A 16,183-nucleotide genomic window follows, 5' to 3' on the forward strand; every position below is an offset into this window, starting at 1 on the left:
GCTCAGGCGGCGGCCGCGTCGCGGCCTCGACTCGTCCGCGGGCGGTCTCAGCGTCTTTGAACGTCCGCCATGCGCGCTTCGAACCGCGCCACCAGCCCGGACGGCATCCACTCCTTCACGACGCCGCCCTTCCCGAGCAGTCCCATCTCGATCAGAAGAGATCCGAAGCTTCGCCGGCCGGGCTCGTTCACCATCGGGCCACCCGACTCCTGCCAGGTCATCCGAAGCGTCGGCTCGCCGGCCTCTTCGTCGATCGTCCACGACAGGTCGACCTTGCCGCCGGGTACGGACAGCGCCCCATGCTTGGCCGCGTTCGTCGCCAGCTCGTGAAGGAGCAAAGAGAGCGAGAGCGTGGTCTTCGGACCGAGTTCGATGTCGGGGCCGGATGTCGCGATGCGGCCGTCGTCCCCATGGAGTTCGAGCATCGGTCGCACGACGCTCATCATGGAGGCGGCCATCCAGTCCTGCTGGAGCAACTGGTCGTGCGCGATGCCCATGGCCGCGATCCGCCGGCAGAGGGCCTCGACGGCATCGCGCTCCTGCACGCCCCGGAGCGTCTGGGTCGCAATGGCCTGAACCATGGCCAGCGTATTCTTCATCCGGTGGGTGATCTCGGCATTCAGGACGGCCTGCTGCTTCTGCGCTTCGTCACGCTCGCGCAGGGCCTGCCGGAGCTCCAGCTGCCGCATCACCTGACGGGCGAGCACCTTGAGGGTGTCCTGCTGAAGCTGGGAAAGCTGCCGGGGCCGGTAATCCAAGACGCACAGGGTGCCGATGGCATGGCCTTCGGTGGTCTTCAGCAACGCGCCTGCATAGAACCGCAGGTTCGGCTCCCCCGTGACCAGGGGATTGCAGGCAAAGCGCGGGTCCTGGGTCGCATCAGGAACGAGAAGAAACTCTTGTTCCAGGATCGCCTTGGCGCAGAACGAGCTGTCCAGGGGCGTCTCGCGGACCCCCAGGCCCACCTCGGCCTTGAAGAACTGACGATGGTCGGAGATGAAGTTCACGACGGCGATCGGCGTTTCGCAGATGCGCGAGGTCAATTCGGCGATCTCGTCGAAATCCCGCTCCCTCGGGCTGTCCAGCATGTTGAAGCTGGCTAGCGCCTTGAGCCGCTCACTCTCCCTCAACGCGGTATTCAAAGGCGCATCCCGAGCTTGCCGACAGGTTGATCCTCAATGGCATTTTCTCGCAGGGGAGCATAGCGCTTTTCACCCAAGCCCCCGAATGCGCGGGACGGGGCAGGGGCCAGCGACAGGCACGCGTACGCGAGAGGCCGCGACCTGGTGTCCCTCGCGTGCGAAGCGGTGGCGTCTGGCATCGAACTTGTTTGCGCCCTGGCGGAGCCAAGGGAGGAAGCCCGATGCAGCAAAAGCCGGACGCCGACGACTATCTCGCGCTCTTCGGGCGTTACAAGGCGGACTTCGGGGACGTCTACATGGACCCCGAGGACGAGCGCTTCCGCCTGCTGTTCGACCAGATCTGCCGCATGCTGACCCAGCCCTCGCCGTTCAATCTGGCCCTGCCTGAGCAGTTCCGCACCACGGCCTTCCGCTATCTCGAAGGCGATCCGCACACGGTGGCGCACATGACCACCATCGAGAACCGGCACTTCATGCTGAGCGACCTGTTCGACTACGTCCACCTCGTCAACACCATGGGCGGCCGCTGGGACCAGCGCGGGCGCTGAGACCGCCGTGGGCTGGAAACCGGCCCGGGAGGCAGGGCGCCCCCGGGCCAAAGTGGTTACTTCACGGCCTCGATCTCGCCCACCCGCCAGCTCTTGTCGAAGAAGGACGGCAGCGGGCTGTAAAGGCGCAGGATGGTGAACCAGCCCTTGCCGGGCATGGTCTGGATCCAGTTGGCGCGTGCGACGCCCTGGGGCTGGGTCGGCCCGAACCAGATGGTGGTCGTGCCGTCCGCCGCCGCCTCGGCCGCTGGGGAGGGATAGCCCTGGCTGCCGGCGCGGGGATAGTTCTGGGGCGTCTGCAGCATCGAGCGGGTCTGGTTGTCGTAGAGCGTGAGCGACCAGAAGGCCGCCGCCGGGATGTGCGGCGGCAGCACCACCTTGTAGGTCTTCGCGCCGTCGAAGGGATTCCCCTCGGGATCGAGGAAGCTCATCAGATACTGCGAGCCGATGCCCGGTACGCGCATGATCATGCCGGGGGAATCAAGCGTGTAGCCGTAATAGAAGGCCGTGCGGGAATCGAGCGTCCGCGCGCCGGTCGGCGGCAGGGGCTTGAACACGCCCGCCTCGAAGACGGGCGGGGGCGTCTCGAAGAAGGCGCCGCCCTGCCACAGCATGCTGCCCCATCTGGAGTCCTTGTAATAGGCCCAGTCCGGGTGCTTCATCGCATAGCGCCAGTTGAGTGCCCGCCCGGTCGCCTGCCCGAAGGCCGCCGCGTCCGACAGGATCTTCTTCATCCGCGCATCGGGATTGAACGGCTTGCCGTGGACGATGCCGATGGCGGCGAGCTGGCCGGCCAGCTCCACGTCGTAGCTGGTCGCCGGCTGCATCTGGACGTTCTCGTTGATCAGCTCGAAGAAGCCGATGTCGCTGGGCGGGATCGTGTTGAACGACAGTCCGCTGCCCTCGATGAACTTGGTCTCGGGGAGCTTGGGCTCGGGGGCGATGCGGACCTTCCCGTCCAGCGCCTGGGCGAGGCTCGAACCGTAGGCGCCCGGCTGGTAGGGATAGACCTTCATGGTCTTCCTGATGTTCTCGACAGCGGGCTTGGGGTCGTTGTCCTTCAGATAGGCCCGCGCCGCATAGAGCGCGAAGTTCGTCTTCGAGCGCCCGATGAAATAGCCGCCTTCCGGCAGGGGCCCATCATAGTCCGGCCCGACGATCAGGTACTTGCCGCCGAGCCCGCGATCCGGCCCCGGCCCGCCGATATCGATGATCCACGAGAACCACATGTCGTTGATGGTGCCCACCGCGTCGGAGGGCTGCTCGACCACGACCGGGCCTTTGCTCAGGTCGAGTCCGGTCAGGTAGTAGACCGTGTCGGCGTTGGCCGTCAGGAACAGCGAATGGGAATCCATCAGCTTCGAGAAGATGACCACATCGCCGGGCTTGGCGCCGATGCTCTCGAAGCCCTTGACGAGGGCCAGCGCCGAGGCGCCGCGGAAGCTGTTGTTGTAGGCGGCGAGCGCCTGATTGAAATCGAGGATGTCGTAGGTCTTCTCGGCCGTCTCGGCCGTCGGCACGCCGTCCTTGAAGGTCAGCGGCCCGAAGCCCGTGCTGATCGACGCCGGCGCGCCGAGCTGCTCGACGACCTTGGCCGGCACCTCGGCCTGCGCCACCGCCGAGACAAGCAACGCACCCACTACCAGAGCACCCGCCACGGCCGAGGTGCGAAGCGAAGGTGGAAGGCTGTAATTGAACGGTCTGAGTTCCACGATCGGCTCCTCCCAATGCAGAGCCGCGGACATTAGTGGTCAAGGCAGTGCTTGAACATCTCCTGCCCGAGCAGCATGGCGCGTGCCGCAAAGGACGGCTGCCGGGGCCATCCGGGGCGGCGGCTCAATCCTGCGGCACGGTGAGGATCTGGCCGGCGATGAAGGATTCCGCGCGGCGCCATGCTTCGTCATTGTCGCCCCGGAAGGTGTAGAGCTTCTGGAACACCACACGGCCGGCGTTCACCGCGACGACCTCCACCTTGGCCATCTGCACCAGCGTGCTCATCTTGTGGATGCCGCCGACCACGAGCAGGTCGGCGCCGGCCTGCTTCGCCGCCTCGGCCAGCTCCGGCACCGCGCCGGCCGTGAGCGTGCAGGGGGCGGGATCGCAGTCCGGCGTCACCACGCGCAGCCGCCCGCCGGAGGACAGGTCGGTGGCGAGGGCGGCCATGAAGGCCTTCAGTCGCGCCTGATGCTCAGCGGTCTGGTCGCGCGGCTCGCCGGAGGAGTCGCTGTAGGTGAAATCGATGATCGCCACGCCGCGCGCCTCCCCGCCAGCGGCGGCGCCGCTCGCGAGTGTGCCGAGAACGGCAAGGGCGGGCAGGAGCGGGAAGGGGCGCGGCGCCATGGTCGTTTCTCCGGTCTGATGGCCTGAGCGTGCCGCCGCCATCGCCCTCCGGCCAGAGAAGGCCTCACGCTGGGGCCCGGGAAGATTTCCCGACGTGCGGCGGCGATCTTCCGCCCGCGCGCCCACGTCCCTAAGGTCCTGCACCGGCATCGTGGCCGCCCCGGTGCCCGCCTGCGAGTGAACCGATGACCCGTTCCCGGCTCGACCTCAAGCTCCGGCTGACTCTCCAGATCGCCGGTCTGATGGCGCTTTGCCTCGTCGGGGCGGTGGGCTGGCTGCTCTTCGATGGCGCGCGTGCGGGCGAGGCGCAGGTGGCCCGCATCGCCGATCTGATGGCCCGCGATCTCGCGTTCCAGCGCCAGCAGATGCAATGGGTGCGCGGCGCGCCGGGGGTGTTCCCCGATCTCCAGCGCCTCGCGCCGGCCTTGATGGCGCCGGGCCTGTGCATCGCCTTCCGCCCTGCCGGCGCCGAGGGCTTGCAGCGCCTGTGCAGCGGCGCCGAGCCGGACGACGGGCGCACGCCGGAGCTGTTCCAGCGCCTTTATGACCGCCTGTTCGGCGCGCGGGGCACGGCCGAGCGCATGGTGGCGGTGGGCGGGGCGACGGAAGGCCTCGTCACCGTCACCCTCGCCCCGGAAACGCAGGCGGGGCGGGCGTGGCGCGAGGTGAGCCGCCTCGCCGCGCTGGTTGCGGCCATGCTGCTGGTGCTGTGCGCGCTGGTCTATCTCGCTTTGGCGCGGGCGCTCAGGCCCAACCGCGTCATCGGCGAGGGGCTCGATCGGCTTACGCGCGGCGACCTCTCCGCCCGCATGCCGGCCTTCGATCTCGCCGAGCTGTCGGCGGTGGGGCAGGTGTTCAATGCGCTGGCGGCGCGGCTTCAGGCGGCGCTTGACGAGAGCCGCAACCTCACCCGCCGGCTGATCGCGGTGCAGGACGAGGAGCGGCGGTCCCTCGCCCGCGAACTGCACGACGAATTCGGCCAGAGCCTCGCCGCCATCGGCGCGGTGGCGGCCCTCGCCGGCCAGACGGCGGCGCGCGATTGCCCGGCGCTGGTTCCCGAGTGTCAAAGCATCGGCCGCACCGCCCAATCCATGATGCAGGCCCTGCGCGGCGCGCTCCTGCGCCTGCGGCCACCGGAGGTGGAGGAACTCGGCCTCGTCGCCAGCCTTGAGGGGCTGGTCTCAGGCTGGAGCGGCCGGCTCGGCGCAGCCACCCGCTTCAGCCTGGATGTGACCGGCCGGCTCGACCCGCTGGAGCCGGCCTTCGCTGCCGGCCTCTACCGCATCGCGCAGGAGGCCATCACCAATGCCGCGAAGCACGCCGGTGCCTCCAGCGTGCGGCTGACCCTTGCGCGTGAGACGGGTCCGGCGGGCGATGTCGTCACGCTCACCGTGGAGGACGACGGCCGGGGCGCGCCGGCACCGGCGGCGGACGGGTTCGGCCTGCTCGGCATGCGCGAGCGCGTGGCCGCCATGGGGGGCGAACTCTCCATCGGGACTGCCCTCGGCGGTGGCCTCCTGCTGCGGGCGCGGCTCCCGCTCCCGGCCGGGGAGGCAGCATCATGACCCAGCGCATCATGCTGGTGGACGACCACGCCGTGGTGCGCGAAGGCTACCGCGCCCTTCTGGACCGCCAGCCCGGCCTCGCCGTGGTCGCGGAGGCGGGGGAGGGGGCCGAGGCCTACCGGCTGTTCAAGCAGGCGCGGCCTGATCTGGTGGTGATGGATCTGTCCCTGCCCGGCTTCGGCGGCGTGGAGGCCATCCGGCGCATCCGGCAATGGGACGGGACGGCGCGCATCCTCGTCTTCACCATGCACCAGAATGCCGCCTTCGCCGTGCAGGCCATCCGCGCCGGGGCGCTGGGCTACGTCACCAAGAGCAGCCCGCCCGAGGTGCTGATCGGCGCGGTGCGCGACGTGCTCGCCGGCCGCATGGCGCTGAGCCCGGATATCGACCACGAGCTCGCGCTTTCCCGCCTCAAGGAGACCCCATCTGTCGCCGAGGTGCTGAGCCCGCGCGAGTTCGAGGTGCTGCGGCTGCTCCTCGCCGACAAGGGCACGGACGACATCGCCGAGACCTTGAACCTCAGCCCCAAGACGGTGGCCAACATCCGCTCCCAGATCCGCGCCAAGCTCGGCGTCCAGTCGGATATCGCGCTGACGCTCCTGGCCCTTCGGCAGGGGATTTCGGCCTGACGGTCAGGCCGCGGCGACGGCCACGGCCTCGATCTCGAACCGCCATTCGGGGCGGGCAAGCGCTGCGGCGATGACCAGGGTCGAGGCCGGCTTGTGGCCCTTGAGCAGCTCCGTACGTAGCGCCCCGTAGCCGGCATAGTCGGCGGGATCGGTGAGATAGGCGGTGACCTTGGCGAGGTCGCCGAGCCCCATGCCGGCCGCCGCGAGCACCGCCTCCAGATTGGCGAAGGCGGCGCGCACCTGCCCCTCGAAACCCGCCGGCACCTGCCCGGAGGCATCGATACCCACCTGTCCCGAGATATAGAGCGTGCGCACCGGGCCGCTCGCCAGCACGGCGGGGCTGTAGGGCAGGGCGGCGTCGGCAGAAGTGGCGAGCACGGCGGAAAGGGCGGGCATTCAGGCCTCCGGAGGGCGGGCGAGGGCGAGGATCGCGCGGGTGAGCGGATCGGCGCCATCGGCCAGGGGATCGAGCAGGGTGAAATGGTTGCGACGCGCCGGCTCCATGCGCTGCACGGCGCCACCGCGCGCGCCCCACAGCTCGGCGAAATCGCGGCTCCAGCGCTTGAAGCCGTCCGTCTCGTCCCCGCCCACGGCGCAGAGGAGAGGCATCAGTCGGGCGCTAGGGGGAAGGTCGCCGAGGCGCAGCAGCGGGCTCATTGCCGCCGCTTCCGGCGCGGGGAGGCGGAGGTCGGCATTGATGGAGGTGTGCCGCAGGGGGCGCAGGTCATACACGCCGGACAGCCCGGCGAGGGCGCAGATGGGGCCATCGCCCCGTTCGGCCTGATCGAGCGCCAGCATGGCGGCGAGCTGCCCGCCCGCCGAATGGCCGGCGACCACGATGCGGGAGGGGGCGAGGTTCTCCACCACCCAGCGCAGGGCGAGCCGCATCTCGTCCACGATGTCGGCGACGCGCACGCCCGGCACGAGGTCATAGCCCGGCGCCACCAGCGTCACACCTGAGGCCAGGCAGGGGCCGGCGATGAAGGAGACGTCGGACTTGTCCAGCGCCCGCCAGTAGCCGCCATGGATGAAGAACAGCACCGGCGCCCCTTCGCCCGCCGGGAACACATCCAGTAAACAGCGCGGCCCCGGGCCATAGCGCTGGTCGAGCCGCCAGCCGCCGGTCGCACGCAGCGCCGCGCCGAGGCGGCGATGGCCGTCATAGACGCTCTCGCGCTCGGGATGCCGACGGCGCAGGGCGTATTCGGCTTCGAGCGCGGGATCGATGAGGGTATGCGGCATGGGATTTCCGAAAACTCACAGGCCGAGATAGGCGGCGCGCACGCCGTCGTCATGGAGCAGGTCGGCGCCCGCGCCCTCGCGCACGACGGCCCCCTCGGCGAGGACATAGCCATGGGCAGCGCTGCGCAGGGCCATGCTCGCATTCTGCTCGGCGATGAGGAGGGACATGCCCTCGGCATTCAGGCGGCGGATGGTGGCGAAGATCTCCTGCACCACCTTTGGGGCGAGGCCCATGGAGGGCTCGTCCAAAAGGAGCAGGCGCGGGCGGCCCATGAGGGCGCGGCCGATGGCGAGCATCTGCTGCTCGCCGCCGGAGAGCAGCCCCGCCGCCTGCCGCCGCCGCTCGGCGAGGCGCGGGAAGAGCGTGAACACCATGTCGCGGTCGGCAGAAACGCCCTGCGCCCGGCGCGGCCACAGCCGGCGGAAGGCGCCCATTTCCAGATTCTCCTCTACCGTCATGGGCGCGAATACCCGGCGCCCCTCCGGCACCAGCGCCAGCCCGCGCGAGAGCCGCGCCGAGGTGGAGAGATTGGTGATGTCCGCCCCGTCGAAGAAGATGCGCCCCGCCGTGGGTCGGATGAGGCCGGCGAGGGTGCGCAGCAGCGTGGTCTTGCCCGCGCCGTTGGCGCCGATGAGGCAGACGGACTGCCCGCGCGCCACCTTCAGGGAAACCGCGTGCAGAACTTCGGTGCCGCCATAGCCGGCGACGAGGCCTTCCACCTCAAGCATCGGCTGCCTCCTCGCCGAGATAGGCGGAGAGCACCTCCGGATGGCGACGGACGTCTTCCGCCGTGCCCTCGGCGATGCGCCGGCCGTTGTTGAGCACCAGAATGTCGTGGGAGAGCGACATGACCATGCGCATGTTGTGCTCCACCAGCAGCACGGTCATGCCGTCGCGGTTCAGGTCGCGGATGGTCTCGGCCATCTTGTCCGCCTCGGCGTGGGGCAGGCCGGCGGCGGGCTCGTCCAGCAGCAGCAGGCGGGGCTCGGAGGCGAGGGCGCGGGCCAGCTCCAGCACCTTCATCTGCCCGAAGGCCAGCGATCCCGCCGGCGCATGGGCCTTGGCGGCGAGGCCGAAGCGCTCCAGCAAGGCCATGGCGGTGGCCTCCATCGCCCGCTCCTCGGCGCTCACGGCCGGGATGTGGAGGAGGGCGGACAAAGTGGTGGCGCGGCCGCGCAGATGGCGACCGACCATCACGTTTTCCAGCACGCTCATCTCGCGGAAGATCTGCAAATTCTGGAAGGTGCGGGCGATGCCGCGCCGGGCGCGCGCGTGGGTCGGCAGGCGGTCGATGCGTGCGCCGTCGAACTTGATAGTGCCGTCGGTGGGGCGGGTGACACCGGCGATCATGTTGAACAGCGTGGACTTGCCGGCGCCGTTGGGGCCGATCACCGCCTTGATCTCCCCGGCCTTCACGCGGAAGGAGAGATCGTCCACGGCGGTGACGCCGGCGAAGCGGCAGGTGAGGCCTTCGACCTCCAGAAGATCGCCGGTGCTGTGCGGCGTGTTCATGCCCGCCTCCTGCGCACAAGGCCGGCCAGAGCCGCGGGAACGCCCGCGAGGCCGCGCGGGAAGAGGATCAGCACCACCAGAAGGCCGAGACCGAACAGCATCAGCTCGGCATCCTCATAATCGAGCAGGATCTGCGGCACGGCCGTGTAGATCAGCGCGCCCAGCATCGGCCCGTAGAAGGTGCCCGCCCCGCCGATGGCGACCATCACGAGGAGCATGATGGAGGGCGCGATGCCGAAGGTCTCCGGCGAGGCATACTGGTTGATGTGGACATAGAGGCTGCCGGCGATGCCGGCCATGCCGGCGCTGAGCACGAAGACGGCGAGCTTGGTGCGGAAGCTGTCGATACCGAGCGACTGCGCGCCCAGCTCGTTGGTCGCCACCGCGCGGATGCTGCGGCCGATGCGCGAGGCGAGGAGATTGGAGATGGCCAGCATCACGAAGAAGGCCACCGCCCACGCCAGCGGGAAGGCCTTCGCCTCGGTGTCCAGCGCATGGCCGAAGAACGAGAAGGGCTCGACACCGAGGAGGCCGTTGGGCCCGCCGGTGAGCCCCACCAATTGGGTGAAGAAGACGACGAGGATGGCGTTCCACCCCAGCGTCGCCATGGCGAGGTAGTGCCCGCGCAGCCGCAGCGCCGGAATGCCGATGAGGAGCGCGCCGAGCCCTGCGACCACGGCGGCCGCCGGCAGCCCGGCCCAGGGCGGCACGCCGTAGCGCACGTTGAGGATGCCGCTGGCATAGGCGCCGAGGCCGAAGAATCCGGCGTGGGCGAGGGAGATCTGGCCGCCATAGCCCATCAGCAGGTTGAGGGAGGCGATCAGCACCAGATTGATGAGGGCGAGGTTGGCGAGCGAGATCCAGTAGGCGTTCGGCACCACGAAGGGCACCACCGCCAGCACCAGCCAGACCAAAGCGAGGCGGGCGTGGCGGGACAGGCCGCGCCGGGGCAGGCGGCTGTGGGTCATCGGTCCGGTCTTCGCCTCGATGCTCGTCATGGCCTCACACCTTCACGATGTCGGCGCGGCCGAGCAGGCCGGAGGGGCGGACGAACAGGATAAGCAGCAGCACGGCGAAGGCGATGGCATCCTTGAAGTCGGACGAAATGTAGAAGCTGCCGAACGCCTCCAGGAGCCCCAGCGCCAGCCCGCCCACCACGGCGCCCGGCAGGCTGCCGAGCCCGCCCAGCATGGCGGCGCTGAACCCCTTGAAGCCGAACATGGCGCCCTGGTCGTAGGAGGCGAGGGTGAGCGGCGTGACGATGGCGCCCGCCAGCGCCCCCGCGAGCGCAGCGATGCCGAAGGAGAGCAGCACGGTGCTTCCCACGTTCACCCCGACGATGGCCGCCGCTTCCCGGTCCGCCGCTGCCGCGCGCAGCGCCTTGCCGAGGATGGTGCGCTCGAAGAAGGCATGCATCACCACGAGGAAGGCGAGGGTGATGGCGATGATCCACAGCGTCTGGCTCTGGATGCTCACCCCGCCGAAGGAGAGCGCGGTGTTGCCGGAGAAGCCGGCATAGCCCACCGGTTTCTTGCCCAGCACCAGCATCACGAGGCTGCGGCTGACGATGGAGAGGCCGATGGTGACGAGGGTGATGACGAGGGCATCCGGCCGCTTCAAAGGCTGCACCGTGAGCCGCTCGGAGAGGAGGCCCACCACGCCTACCAGCACCACCGCCGCCACCACCGCGAGACCCACGCTGGAAAAGGTGCCGATGAGGAGGGCCGTGACCATGCCGCCCATCACCACCCATTCGCCCTGCGCGAAATTCATCGCGCCCGTGCTCTTGAAGACCACGTTGAAGCCGAGCGCCACCAGCGCATAGACGGCGCCCGTGCCGATGCCGGACGACAGGACCTGGAGGAGGGCGGTTGTGGTCTGCATGGCTGTGAAAGGCGGCCTTTGGCAGCTCTCTGGGTGATTATCCCTCCGGGGAGGGGATGAAAGTCCCGGCCGCCGCGCTCCGGAAGGATCAGGGCTTCCCCCCGATGGGCGCGGACGGCCGGGACAGGTCCGGGTCAGGCACAAGGCCCGCCCGTTTCCTCGGAACGAGACGTCCGAGGGATCAGAAACTGCGCATGCGGTTGGTCTCGAACAGGGGCACCATCACCCCGAGTTCCGCGAGGCGGGCACGGGCATTGCCGGCGAAAGTGGCGAGCGCATCCTCCTCCGCCCCGCGCGGCGCGCCGCCGAGGCCGGCCTCGGCCGTGATCGCGTCGGCTTCCGCCTCGGTCGCGGCGTGCTCGGGTGCGAGCCAGGGGCAGTGATAGCCCTTCAGCACCACGTCCCGCACATAGTCGGACAGCTCGGCCGCGATGGTCTCGCGCTCTTCCTTGCTCCAGCCCTCCGCCTTGGCGGCGAGATAGAGCCAGCCGAAGGCGGCGTGGCGCTCCTTGTCGGCGATGACAAAATCGAGCACGGACTGCACGGCCGGGTTGGTCGCCGCCGCGCGCCAGGCCTTGGCCAGTTCCAGTTCCAGCCCGTCCTCGAAGGCGGCATGGGCGGCCACATAGGCGTCGAGCAGCTGGCCCGCATCCATCACCCGCCGATGCAGGTGGCGATTGAACACCGCCTCATAGGCCTTGGCGGCGGGGCGGGCGAGGCGGCCGCCGAAGGCTTCGGCGATCCGGTCGTAGCACTCGACGTGCCACGCCTCTTCGGTGTTGCGGGTGGTGAGGTAGAATTTCGGGTCGATCTCCCGGCCCACTTCCATGCAGAAGCGCACGATGAGGGCCGGGGTCTCGGTGAGGCCGGTGGCCTCGGTCCAGACCCGCCGGCTCCAGGTGCGGCGGGCGGCGGCGCGCACGTCGTCCGGATAGCTCTCCGGCTTGAGCGCGCTCCAGTCCACGTCGCGGTGCGGGTTCCAGCGGCCGGCCTTGCCCGTGTCGTAGAGGGTGCGGATGTCCGGCAGCGTGACGTTCATCTCGAGCGGAAAGCGCCGCTCGACCAGCAGCCGCACCGGCGGCAGGGAGGGCTCGGCCCGCGTGGCGTGGAGCGGCATGTCAGATGGTCCCGAGCTTGGGATGCGTGAACGGGGGTAGTTCGATGCCGAGGGCGCGCATCTGCTCGCGGATGCGCTGCACGGTGGCGATGAACACCGGCTTCTCCACCTCTTCCACGGTGGAGCCGAGGCCGGCCTCGTAGGTGATGCGATCGGCTTCCACCTCGGCGTTGGAGGCCGGGTTTTCCGGCGCCAGCCACGCGCTGTGGTAGCCGTTCAGCTCCACCTTCTCCATCATGGTGATGACCGCATCCTCGATCATCTTCTTCTGCTCGGGGGTGAGCTGCTCGCAGATGGCTTCGAGGAAGTACCAGCCGAAGGCGCAGTGTCGGCTCTCGTCGCGCATGATGTAGCGCACGATCTGCTTGGCGACGGGATCATGGGTGACGTCGTTCAGGTGCTTGAACACGTCGAAGGCGATCTCCTCCGCCGTGCAGACGAGGGCGGCGATGATGCCCTCCAGCGGCACGTCCGCGTTGAGCGCGGCGCGGCGCACGCCGTGGGTGGAAACCGAACCCTCGAACAGCTGCTGCACCGGCTTCTCGATATAGCCGCCGAGCTTCTCCGCCATGGCGTGGCACGCTTCGGCGTGGCGCGCCTCCTCCTGCGAGCGGATGGTGAAGAAGAGCTGCATGTCCGAGGGGCGGTTCTCCACCCCGAAGCGCACCTGCAGCGCCGGGCTTTCGGAGATGGCGCCGTACTCGCTCCACGCCCGCCGGCTCCAGTAGAGCCGTGCGGCGTAGCGCTGCTCTTCCGTGTACTTGGACGGATCGAGCTGGTCCCAGTCCACGTCGGTCTTGGGGTCCCACTGGTTCCGCGTCGCCGCGTGGAACAGCTCGCGGATGCGCGGCAGGTCGGAATTGAAGGTCAGCGGAAAGCGGTCCTCGGGGGCGTCCAGCAGCGTCTGGACCACCTCGAACGCCTGCTCGGCGGACATGTCTCGCGAAAGGGCCATGGCTGTTTCCTCCCGTTGGTGTTTCCCGTCAGGCGTAGTCGGCGAGGTTGAAGCGGCCGTCCCGCCAGTTGACCAGCACGATGTCCTGCTTCGAGAGCCCCGAATGGCGCTCCGCCGAGAAGGTGAAGACGCCGGAGATGCCGGGGAAATCCTTGATCTGCTCCATGCCCTGGGTGAGCTTGGAGACATCGCCTCCCACCTTCTTCAGCGCCTCGCGGGCGAGCAGCGCCGCGTCGTAGGATTCCGCCGCATAGATGCTGGCGGGACGCTTGAAGCGGGCCTCATAGGCCTTCATCAGCTTGAGGATGCCGGCCTTGAGCGGATCGCTGTCCGGCAGCTGGTCGCCCACGGGCAGCTTGAGGCTGGCGAGGAGGAGCGTGTTCGCGGCGTCGCCGGCGAGCTTCATGTAGTCCGCCGAGACGAAGCCGTAGCTGTGGATCAGCGTCTTCTTGTCGAGGCCCAATTGCTGCGCCTGCTTGAGGAAGACGACGCCGGCGGGCGTCACCGTCCAGCAGATGATGGCCTCCGCGCCGGCATCGCGGATGCGGGTCAACTGGGGCATCATGTCGGTGTCGGAGGGGGCGAAGGATTCGTACATCACGTCGAGGCCGCGCTTCGGCCCGACGATCTTCATCTGCCCCACCGCGCCCTGGCCGAAGCCCGACGTATCGGCGATGAGCGCCACCTTCTTGATCTTCTTCTTGTCGAGATAGTCGGCGATGCGCTCCAGCACGTCGCCGTCGTCCACCGTGCTCTTGAACACATACTGGCGCTCCGCCACCGGCGTGACGATGGCGAGCGCGCCCTCCGACGAGATGAAGGGTACCTTGGCGGCGTTGGTGATGGGCGCCATCGCGAGGGCGATGCCGCTCATGTTGCCGCCGCTCAGGATCACTTCCACCTTGTCCTGGCTGATGAGCCGGCGCGTGGCAGTGATGCCCTTCTGGGTCTGGCTCTCGGCGTCGTAATAGGTCCACTCGATCTTGCGGCCGCCCATGCCGCCGGCGGCATTGAACTCGTCCACCGCGAGTTCGAGGCCCGCCTTCATGTCCTCGCCGAGGAAGGCCGCCGGCCCGGTCACGGAAAGGATGGAGCCCACGCGCAGCGGCTCGGCGGCGCGGGCGGCGCTGCTCCAGAGGCCTGCCACGGTCCCGGTGCCGGTTGCCGCGAGGGCGGCGGCGGGCACCATCTTCAGGAAGCTGCGTCGTCCGAACTGCACTTCTGGCCTCCTCTGGAAGGGCGCTTATTCGCGCCTTGTTCACGGTGCCCCGGACGCCATGCCCGGAGCGGAAACGGCGGCAGGCGCGGCGGTCAGTCGTCGTGGACGCCGCTGCGGTCCATTTCGGCCGGCGGCGCGCCGTCGCGCGAAAGGGGAACGCTCAGCGAATAGCGCACGAGATCGGCGCGATGCACCGTGTGGCCGGACAAAGCGAGGCGCCCGGTGGCGTCGCGATAGCTCAGGGTGCGGATCAGCACCGGCGCGCCCTTGGAGAGGTGCAGATACTCCACCTCCTCCGGCCCGGCGACGCCGGCCTCGATGGTGAAGTCGCCCGCCTTGAGATCGACGCTCTGCCACAGGCGGTGGAGCGGCGAGCCATGCACCGCCTCTTCCGTCCAGTCGGCGGTGAGGTCGGCCGGCAGATAGCGATAGTCGATGGCGAGCGGCACGCGCGCCGCCGCACGCAGGCGCTTGATGAATAGGACCGGCGCGCCGACTTCGGTCTCAAGGCTCGCGGCGATGGTCTCGTCCGCCGCGATGCGCTCGAAGGCCAGCACGGTCGCCTGCATGGGCATGCCGGTGGCGGCCCACTGGTTCAGGAAATCCATGCCCGGATTGAAGCGCTCTTCCAGCTTGCGCACGGAGACGAACGTGCCGAGGCCGCGGCTGCGGGTGAGCAGGCCCTCCTGCACCAGCTCCGCCACCGCCTGCCGCGCGGTGTCCCGGCTGACCGAGAACATGGCGCAGAGCTGCTCATCCGAAAAGAAGCGCCGGTCGCCCTGGTCCCACTTGAGGATCAGGCCGATGAGCCGCTGCTTGATCTGGGCGTAGAGCGGCAAAGGGGAGGCGCGATCGAGGGGCGGGAAAGGCCCTTCGGCGTCCAGTGCAGCAACGCTGGTCAACGTCTCGGACATGGGGCGTAACCCTGGCGCGAACATTGGCGCTGGAACCCGTCCGAAGCGTGCTTCAGGCCGGCTTTATATGAATGTAGGATCAAGCATACATTTCACGCAACAGCTTTCTTCGCGGCAGACTTCACCACGCCCATTGCGGTCGCGCGCCGTCCCGGAGTGAAGACCCGTGCGGCGTCGGACTGACCATGTCGCGAGGGGCGAGCCTATCGAGACGTTATCCGACGGCGACGGCCTGCGTCGTGGGTTCTTTGTCCGCGGCGCTTTCGTCGATGGCGTCGATGCTCACCGACATGCCCTTGAACTCGGCCTCGCCATACATGGTCGAAAAGGCGGCGTCTGACGCATCACGACCAACGCCGATGCGCACGAGACCCTGCAGGGCCGACTGGCGCGTCGGATCGAACAGATACCACTCGCCCCCCAGATACGCCTCGAACACCGCGTGGAAATCCGGCGGATCGAGCTGCCAAGCATAGCCGCTGGCGAAGCGCGCGGGGATGTTGAGGGCGCGACAGAAGGTGATGCCGAGATGCGCGAAATCCCGGCACACGCCCGCGCGCAGCACCATCGTGTCATAGGCCGATGTCTGGGAATCGCTGGAGCCGCTCACATAGTCGACGTGATCATGGATCCAGTTGCAGATGGCGGTGACGCGGGTGTGGCCCGGCTCCAGCTCGCCGAACTCGCGGCGCGCGAAGCGGCCGAGCAGGTCCGACTGGCAGAACCGGCTCGGGTAGAGATAGTGCATGATGTCGAGCGGCAGTTCGCCGACCGGCATTTCGGGAATGGTCTCCGGCGCCTTCTCGATCATGTCCATTTCGACAATGCCGTGATAGTCGACATGGAACGGGCCGGGCTCCGCATTCACGCGGATAAACCGGCTTCCGCCCTCGTCATCGGCGAAGCGCTCGATGGGGAAGTTCGGATTGAGGTTGAGGCTTTCGACGATGATGCGCTGGCGGTGCAGCGCGGCAGCTTCGACATTCAGGATAAACACGGTTGGAGACTTCACCTCGTAGTCGAGGCTTGATCGCACGGCGAAGCGCATGTCCTTCCCCTGTGGGTTTGGCCGGCAGAGAGCCGCGAGGAGGACGCCCAAGGCAACGCTTTGGTTC

Annotated in this window: 17 protein-coding genes; 3 read left to right on the forward strand and 14 right to left on the reverse strand. The window is 68.6% G+C overall.

Annotated features, from left to right (window positions below):
- Positions 1-47: 47 nt before the first annotated feature.
- Positions 48-1,142 carry an HWE histidine kinase domain-containing protein gene (locus A37E_RS0119965; protein WP_245279387.1) on the reverse strand — a complete coding sequence of 365 codons (1,095 nt, stop codon included), beginning with the start codon at positions 1,140-1,142 and terminating at the stop codon, positions 48-50.
- 221 nt (positions 1,143-1,363) lie between these two features.
- On the opposite strand from A37E_RS0119965, the gene A37E_RS0119970 reads away from it, so the two are divergent.
- Positions 1,364-1,690, forward strand: a complete 327-nt coding sequence (locus A37E_RS0119970) for a hypothetical protein (protein WP_024279377.1) — start codon at positions 1,364-1,366, stop codon at positions 1,688-1,690.
- A 56-nt stretch (positions 1,691-1,746) separates the two neighbouring features.
- On the opposite strand, the gene A37E_RS0119975 is transcribed toward A37E_RS0119970, so the two are convergent.
- Both A37E_RS0119975 and A37E_RS0119980 read right to left on the reverse strand, forming a co-directional pair.
- A complete protein-coding gene (locus A37E_RS0119975) occupies positions 1,747-3,402 on the reverse strand; it encodes a DUF1254 domain-containing protein (RefSeq protein ID WP_245279388.1) in 1,656 nt (551 codons plus the stop codon).
- Between the two features lie 124 nt (positions 3,403-3,526).
- Positions 3,527-4,030, reverse strand: coding sequence for a DUF2380 domain-containing protein (locus A37E_RS0119980; RefSeq protein ID WP_029558242.1), 504 nt, complete (start codon positions 4,028-4,030; stop codon positions 3,527-3,529).
- Between the two features lie 185 nt (positions 4,031-4,215).
- Between A37E_RS0119980 and A37E_RS0119985 the strand changes: the two genes are divergently transcribed.
- Entirely contained in the window at positions 4,216-5,595 is a 1,380-nt protein-coding gene (locus A37E_RS0119985; RefSeq protein ID WP_029558243.1) for a sensor histidine kinase, read from the forward strand.
- Positions 5,592-6,224, forward strand: a complete 633-nt coding sequence (locus A37E_RS0119990; RefSeq protein WP_029558244.1) for a response regulator transcription factor — start codon at positions 5,592-5,594, stop codon at positions 6,222-6,224. Before A37E_RS0119985 ends, A37E_RS0119990 begins: the two co-directional genes overlap by 4 nt.
- Before the next feature lie 3 nt (positions 6,225-6,227).
- Here A37E_RS0119990 and A37E_RS0119995 read toward each other — a convergent pair whose 3' ends face one another.
- The 11 genes from A37E_RS0119995 to A37E_RS0120055 all read right to left on the reverse strand — a co-directional run bounded on the left by A37E_RS0119995 (position 6,228) and on the right by A37E_RS0120055 (position 16,116).
- Entirely contained in the window at positions 6,228-6,620 is a 393-nt protein-coding gene (locus A37E_RS0119995) for a RidA family protein (protein ID WP_029558245.1), read from the reverse strand.
- Positions 6,621-7,466, reverse strand: a complete 846-nt coding sequence (locus tag A37E_RS0120000; protein WP_051679209.1) for an alpha/beta hydrolase — start codon at positions 7,464-7,466, stop codon at positions 6,621-6,623.
- A gap of 15 nt (positions 7,467-7,481) precedes the next feature.
- Entirely contained in the window at positions 7,482-8,195 is a 714-nt protein-coding gene (locus A37E_RS0120010; protein ID WP_029558247.1) for an ABC transporter ATP-binding protein, read from the reverse strand.
- Positions 8,188-8,979: an ABC transporter ATP-binding protein gene (locus tag A37E_RS0120015; protein ID WP_029558248.1), complete on the reverse strand. Its 792-nt coding sequence runs from the start codon at positions 8,977-8,979 to the stop codon at positions 8,188-8,190. Before A37E_RS0120015 ends, A37E_RS0120010 begins: the two co-directional genes overlap by 8 nt.
- The gene (locus A37E_RS0120020; RefSeq protein WP_081837700.1) at positions 8,976-9,977 is read right to left on the reverse strand and encodes a branched-chain amino acid ABC transporter permease; all 1,002 of its coding nucleotides are present in this window, start codon (positions 9,975-9,977) and stop codon (positions 8,976-8,978) included. Before A37E_RS0120020 ends, A37E_RS0120015 begins: the two co-directional genes overlap by 4 nt.
- Positions 9,978-9,981: 4 nt before the next feature.
- Positions 9,982-10,863: a branched-chain amino acid ABC transporter permease gene (locus A37E_RS0120025; RefSeq protein WP_029558250.1), complete on the reverse strand. Its 882-nt coding sequence runs from the start codon at positions 10,861-10,863 to the stop codon at positions 9,982-9,984.
- A 181-nt stretch (positions 10,864-11,044) separates the two neighbouring features.
- A complete protein-coding gene (locus A37E_RS0120030; RefSeq protein ID WP_029558251.1) occupies positions 11,045-11,980 on the reverse strand; it encodes a hypothetical protein in 936 nt (311 codons plus the stop codon).
- Position 11,981: 1 nt separating this feature from the next.
- Positions 11,982-12,935, reverse strand: coding sequence for a hypothetical protein (locus A37E_RS0120035; protein WP_038193438.1), 954 nt, complete (start codon positions 12,933-12,935; stop codon positions 11,982-11,984).
- Positions 12,936-12,963: 28 nt separating this feature from the next.
- The gene (locus tag A37E_RS0120040) at positions 12,964-14,154 is read right to left on the reverse strand and encodes an ABC transporter substrate-binding protein (protein WP_051679210.1); all 1,191 of its coding nucleotides are present in this window, start codon (positions 14,152-14,154) and stop codon (positions 12,964-12,966) included.
- A gap of 92 nt (positions 14,155-14,246) precedes the next feature.
- Positions 14,247-15,068, reverse strand: coding sequence for a GntR family transcriptional regulator (locus A37E_RS0120050; protein WP_081762645.1), 822 nt, complete (start codon positions 15,066-15,068; stop codon positions 14,247-14,249).
- 214 nt (positions 15,069-15,282) lie between these two features.
- Positions 15,283-16,116 (reverse strand): transglutaminase family protein, encoded by an 834-nt coding sequence (locus A37E_RS0120055; protein WP_029558254.1) that lies wholly within the window; start codon positions 16,114-16,116, stop codon positions 15,283-15,285.
- Positions 16,117-16,183: the final 67 nt, after the last annotated feature.

The sequence above is a fragment of the Xanthobacter sp. 91 genome (genome assembly GCF_000702385.1).
GTDB lineage: Bacteria > Pseudomonadota > Alphaproteobacteria > Rhizobiales > Xanthobacteraceae > Xanthobacter > Xanthobacter aminoxidans.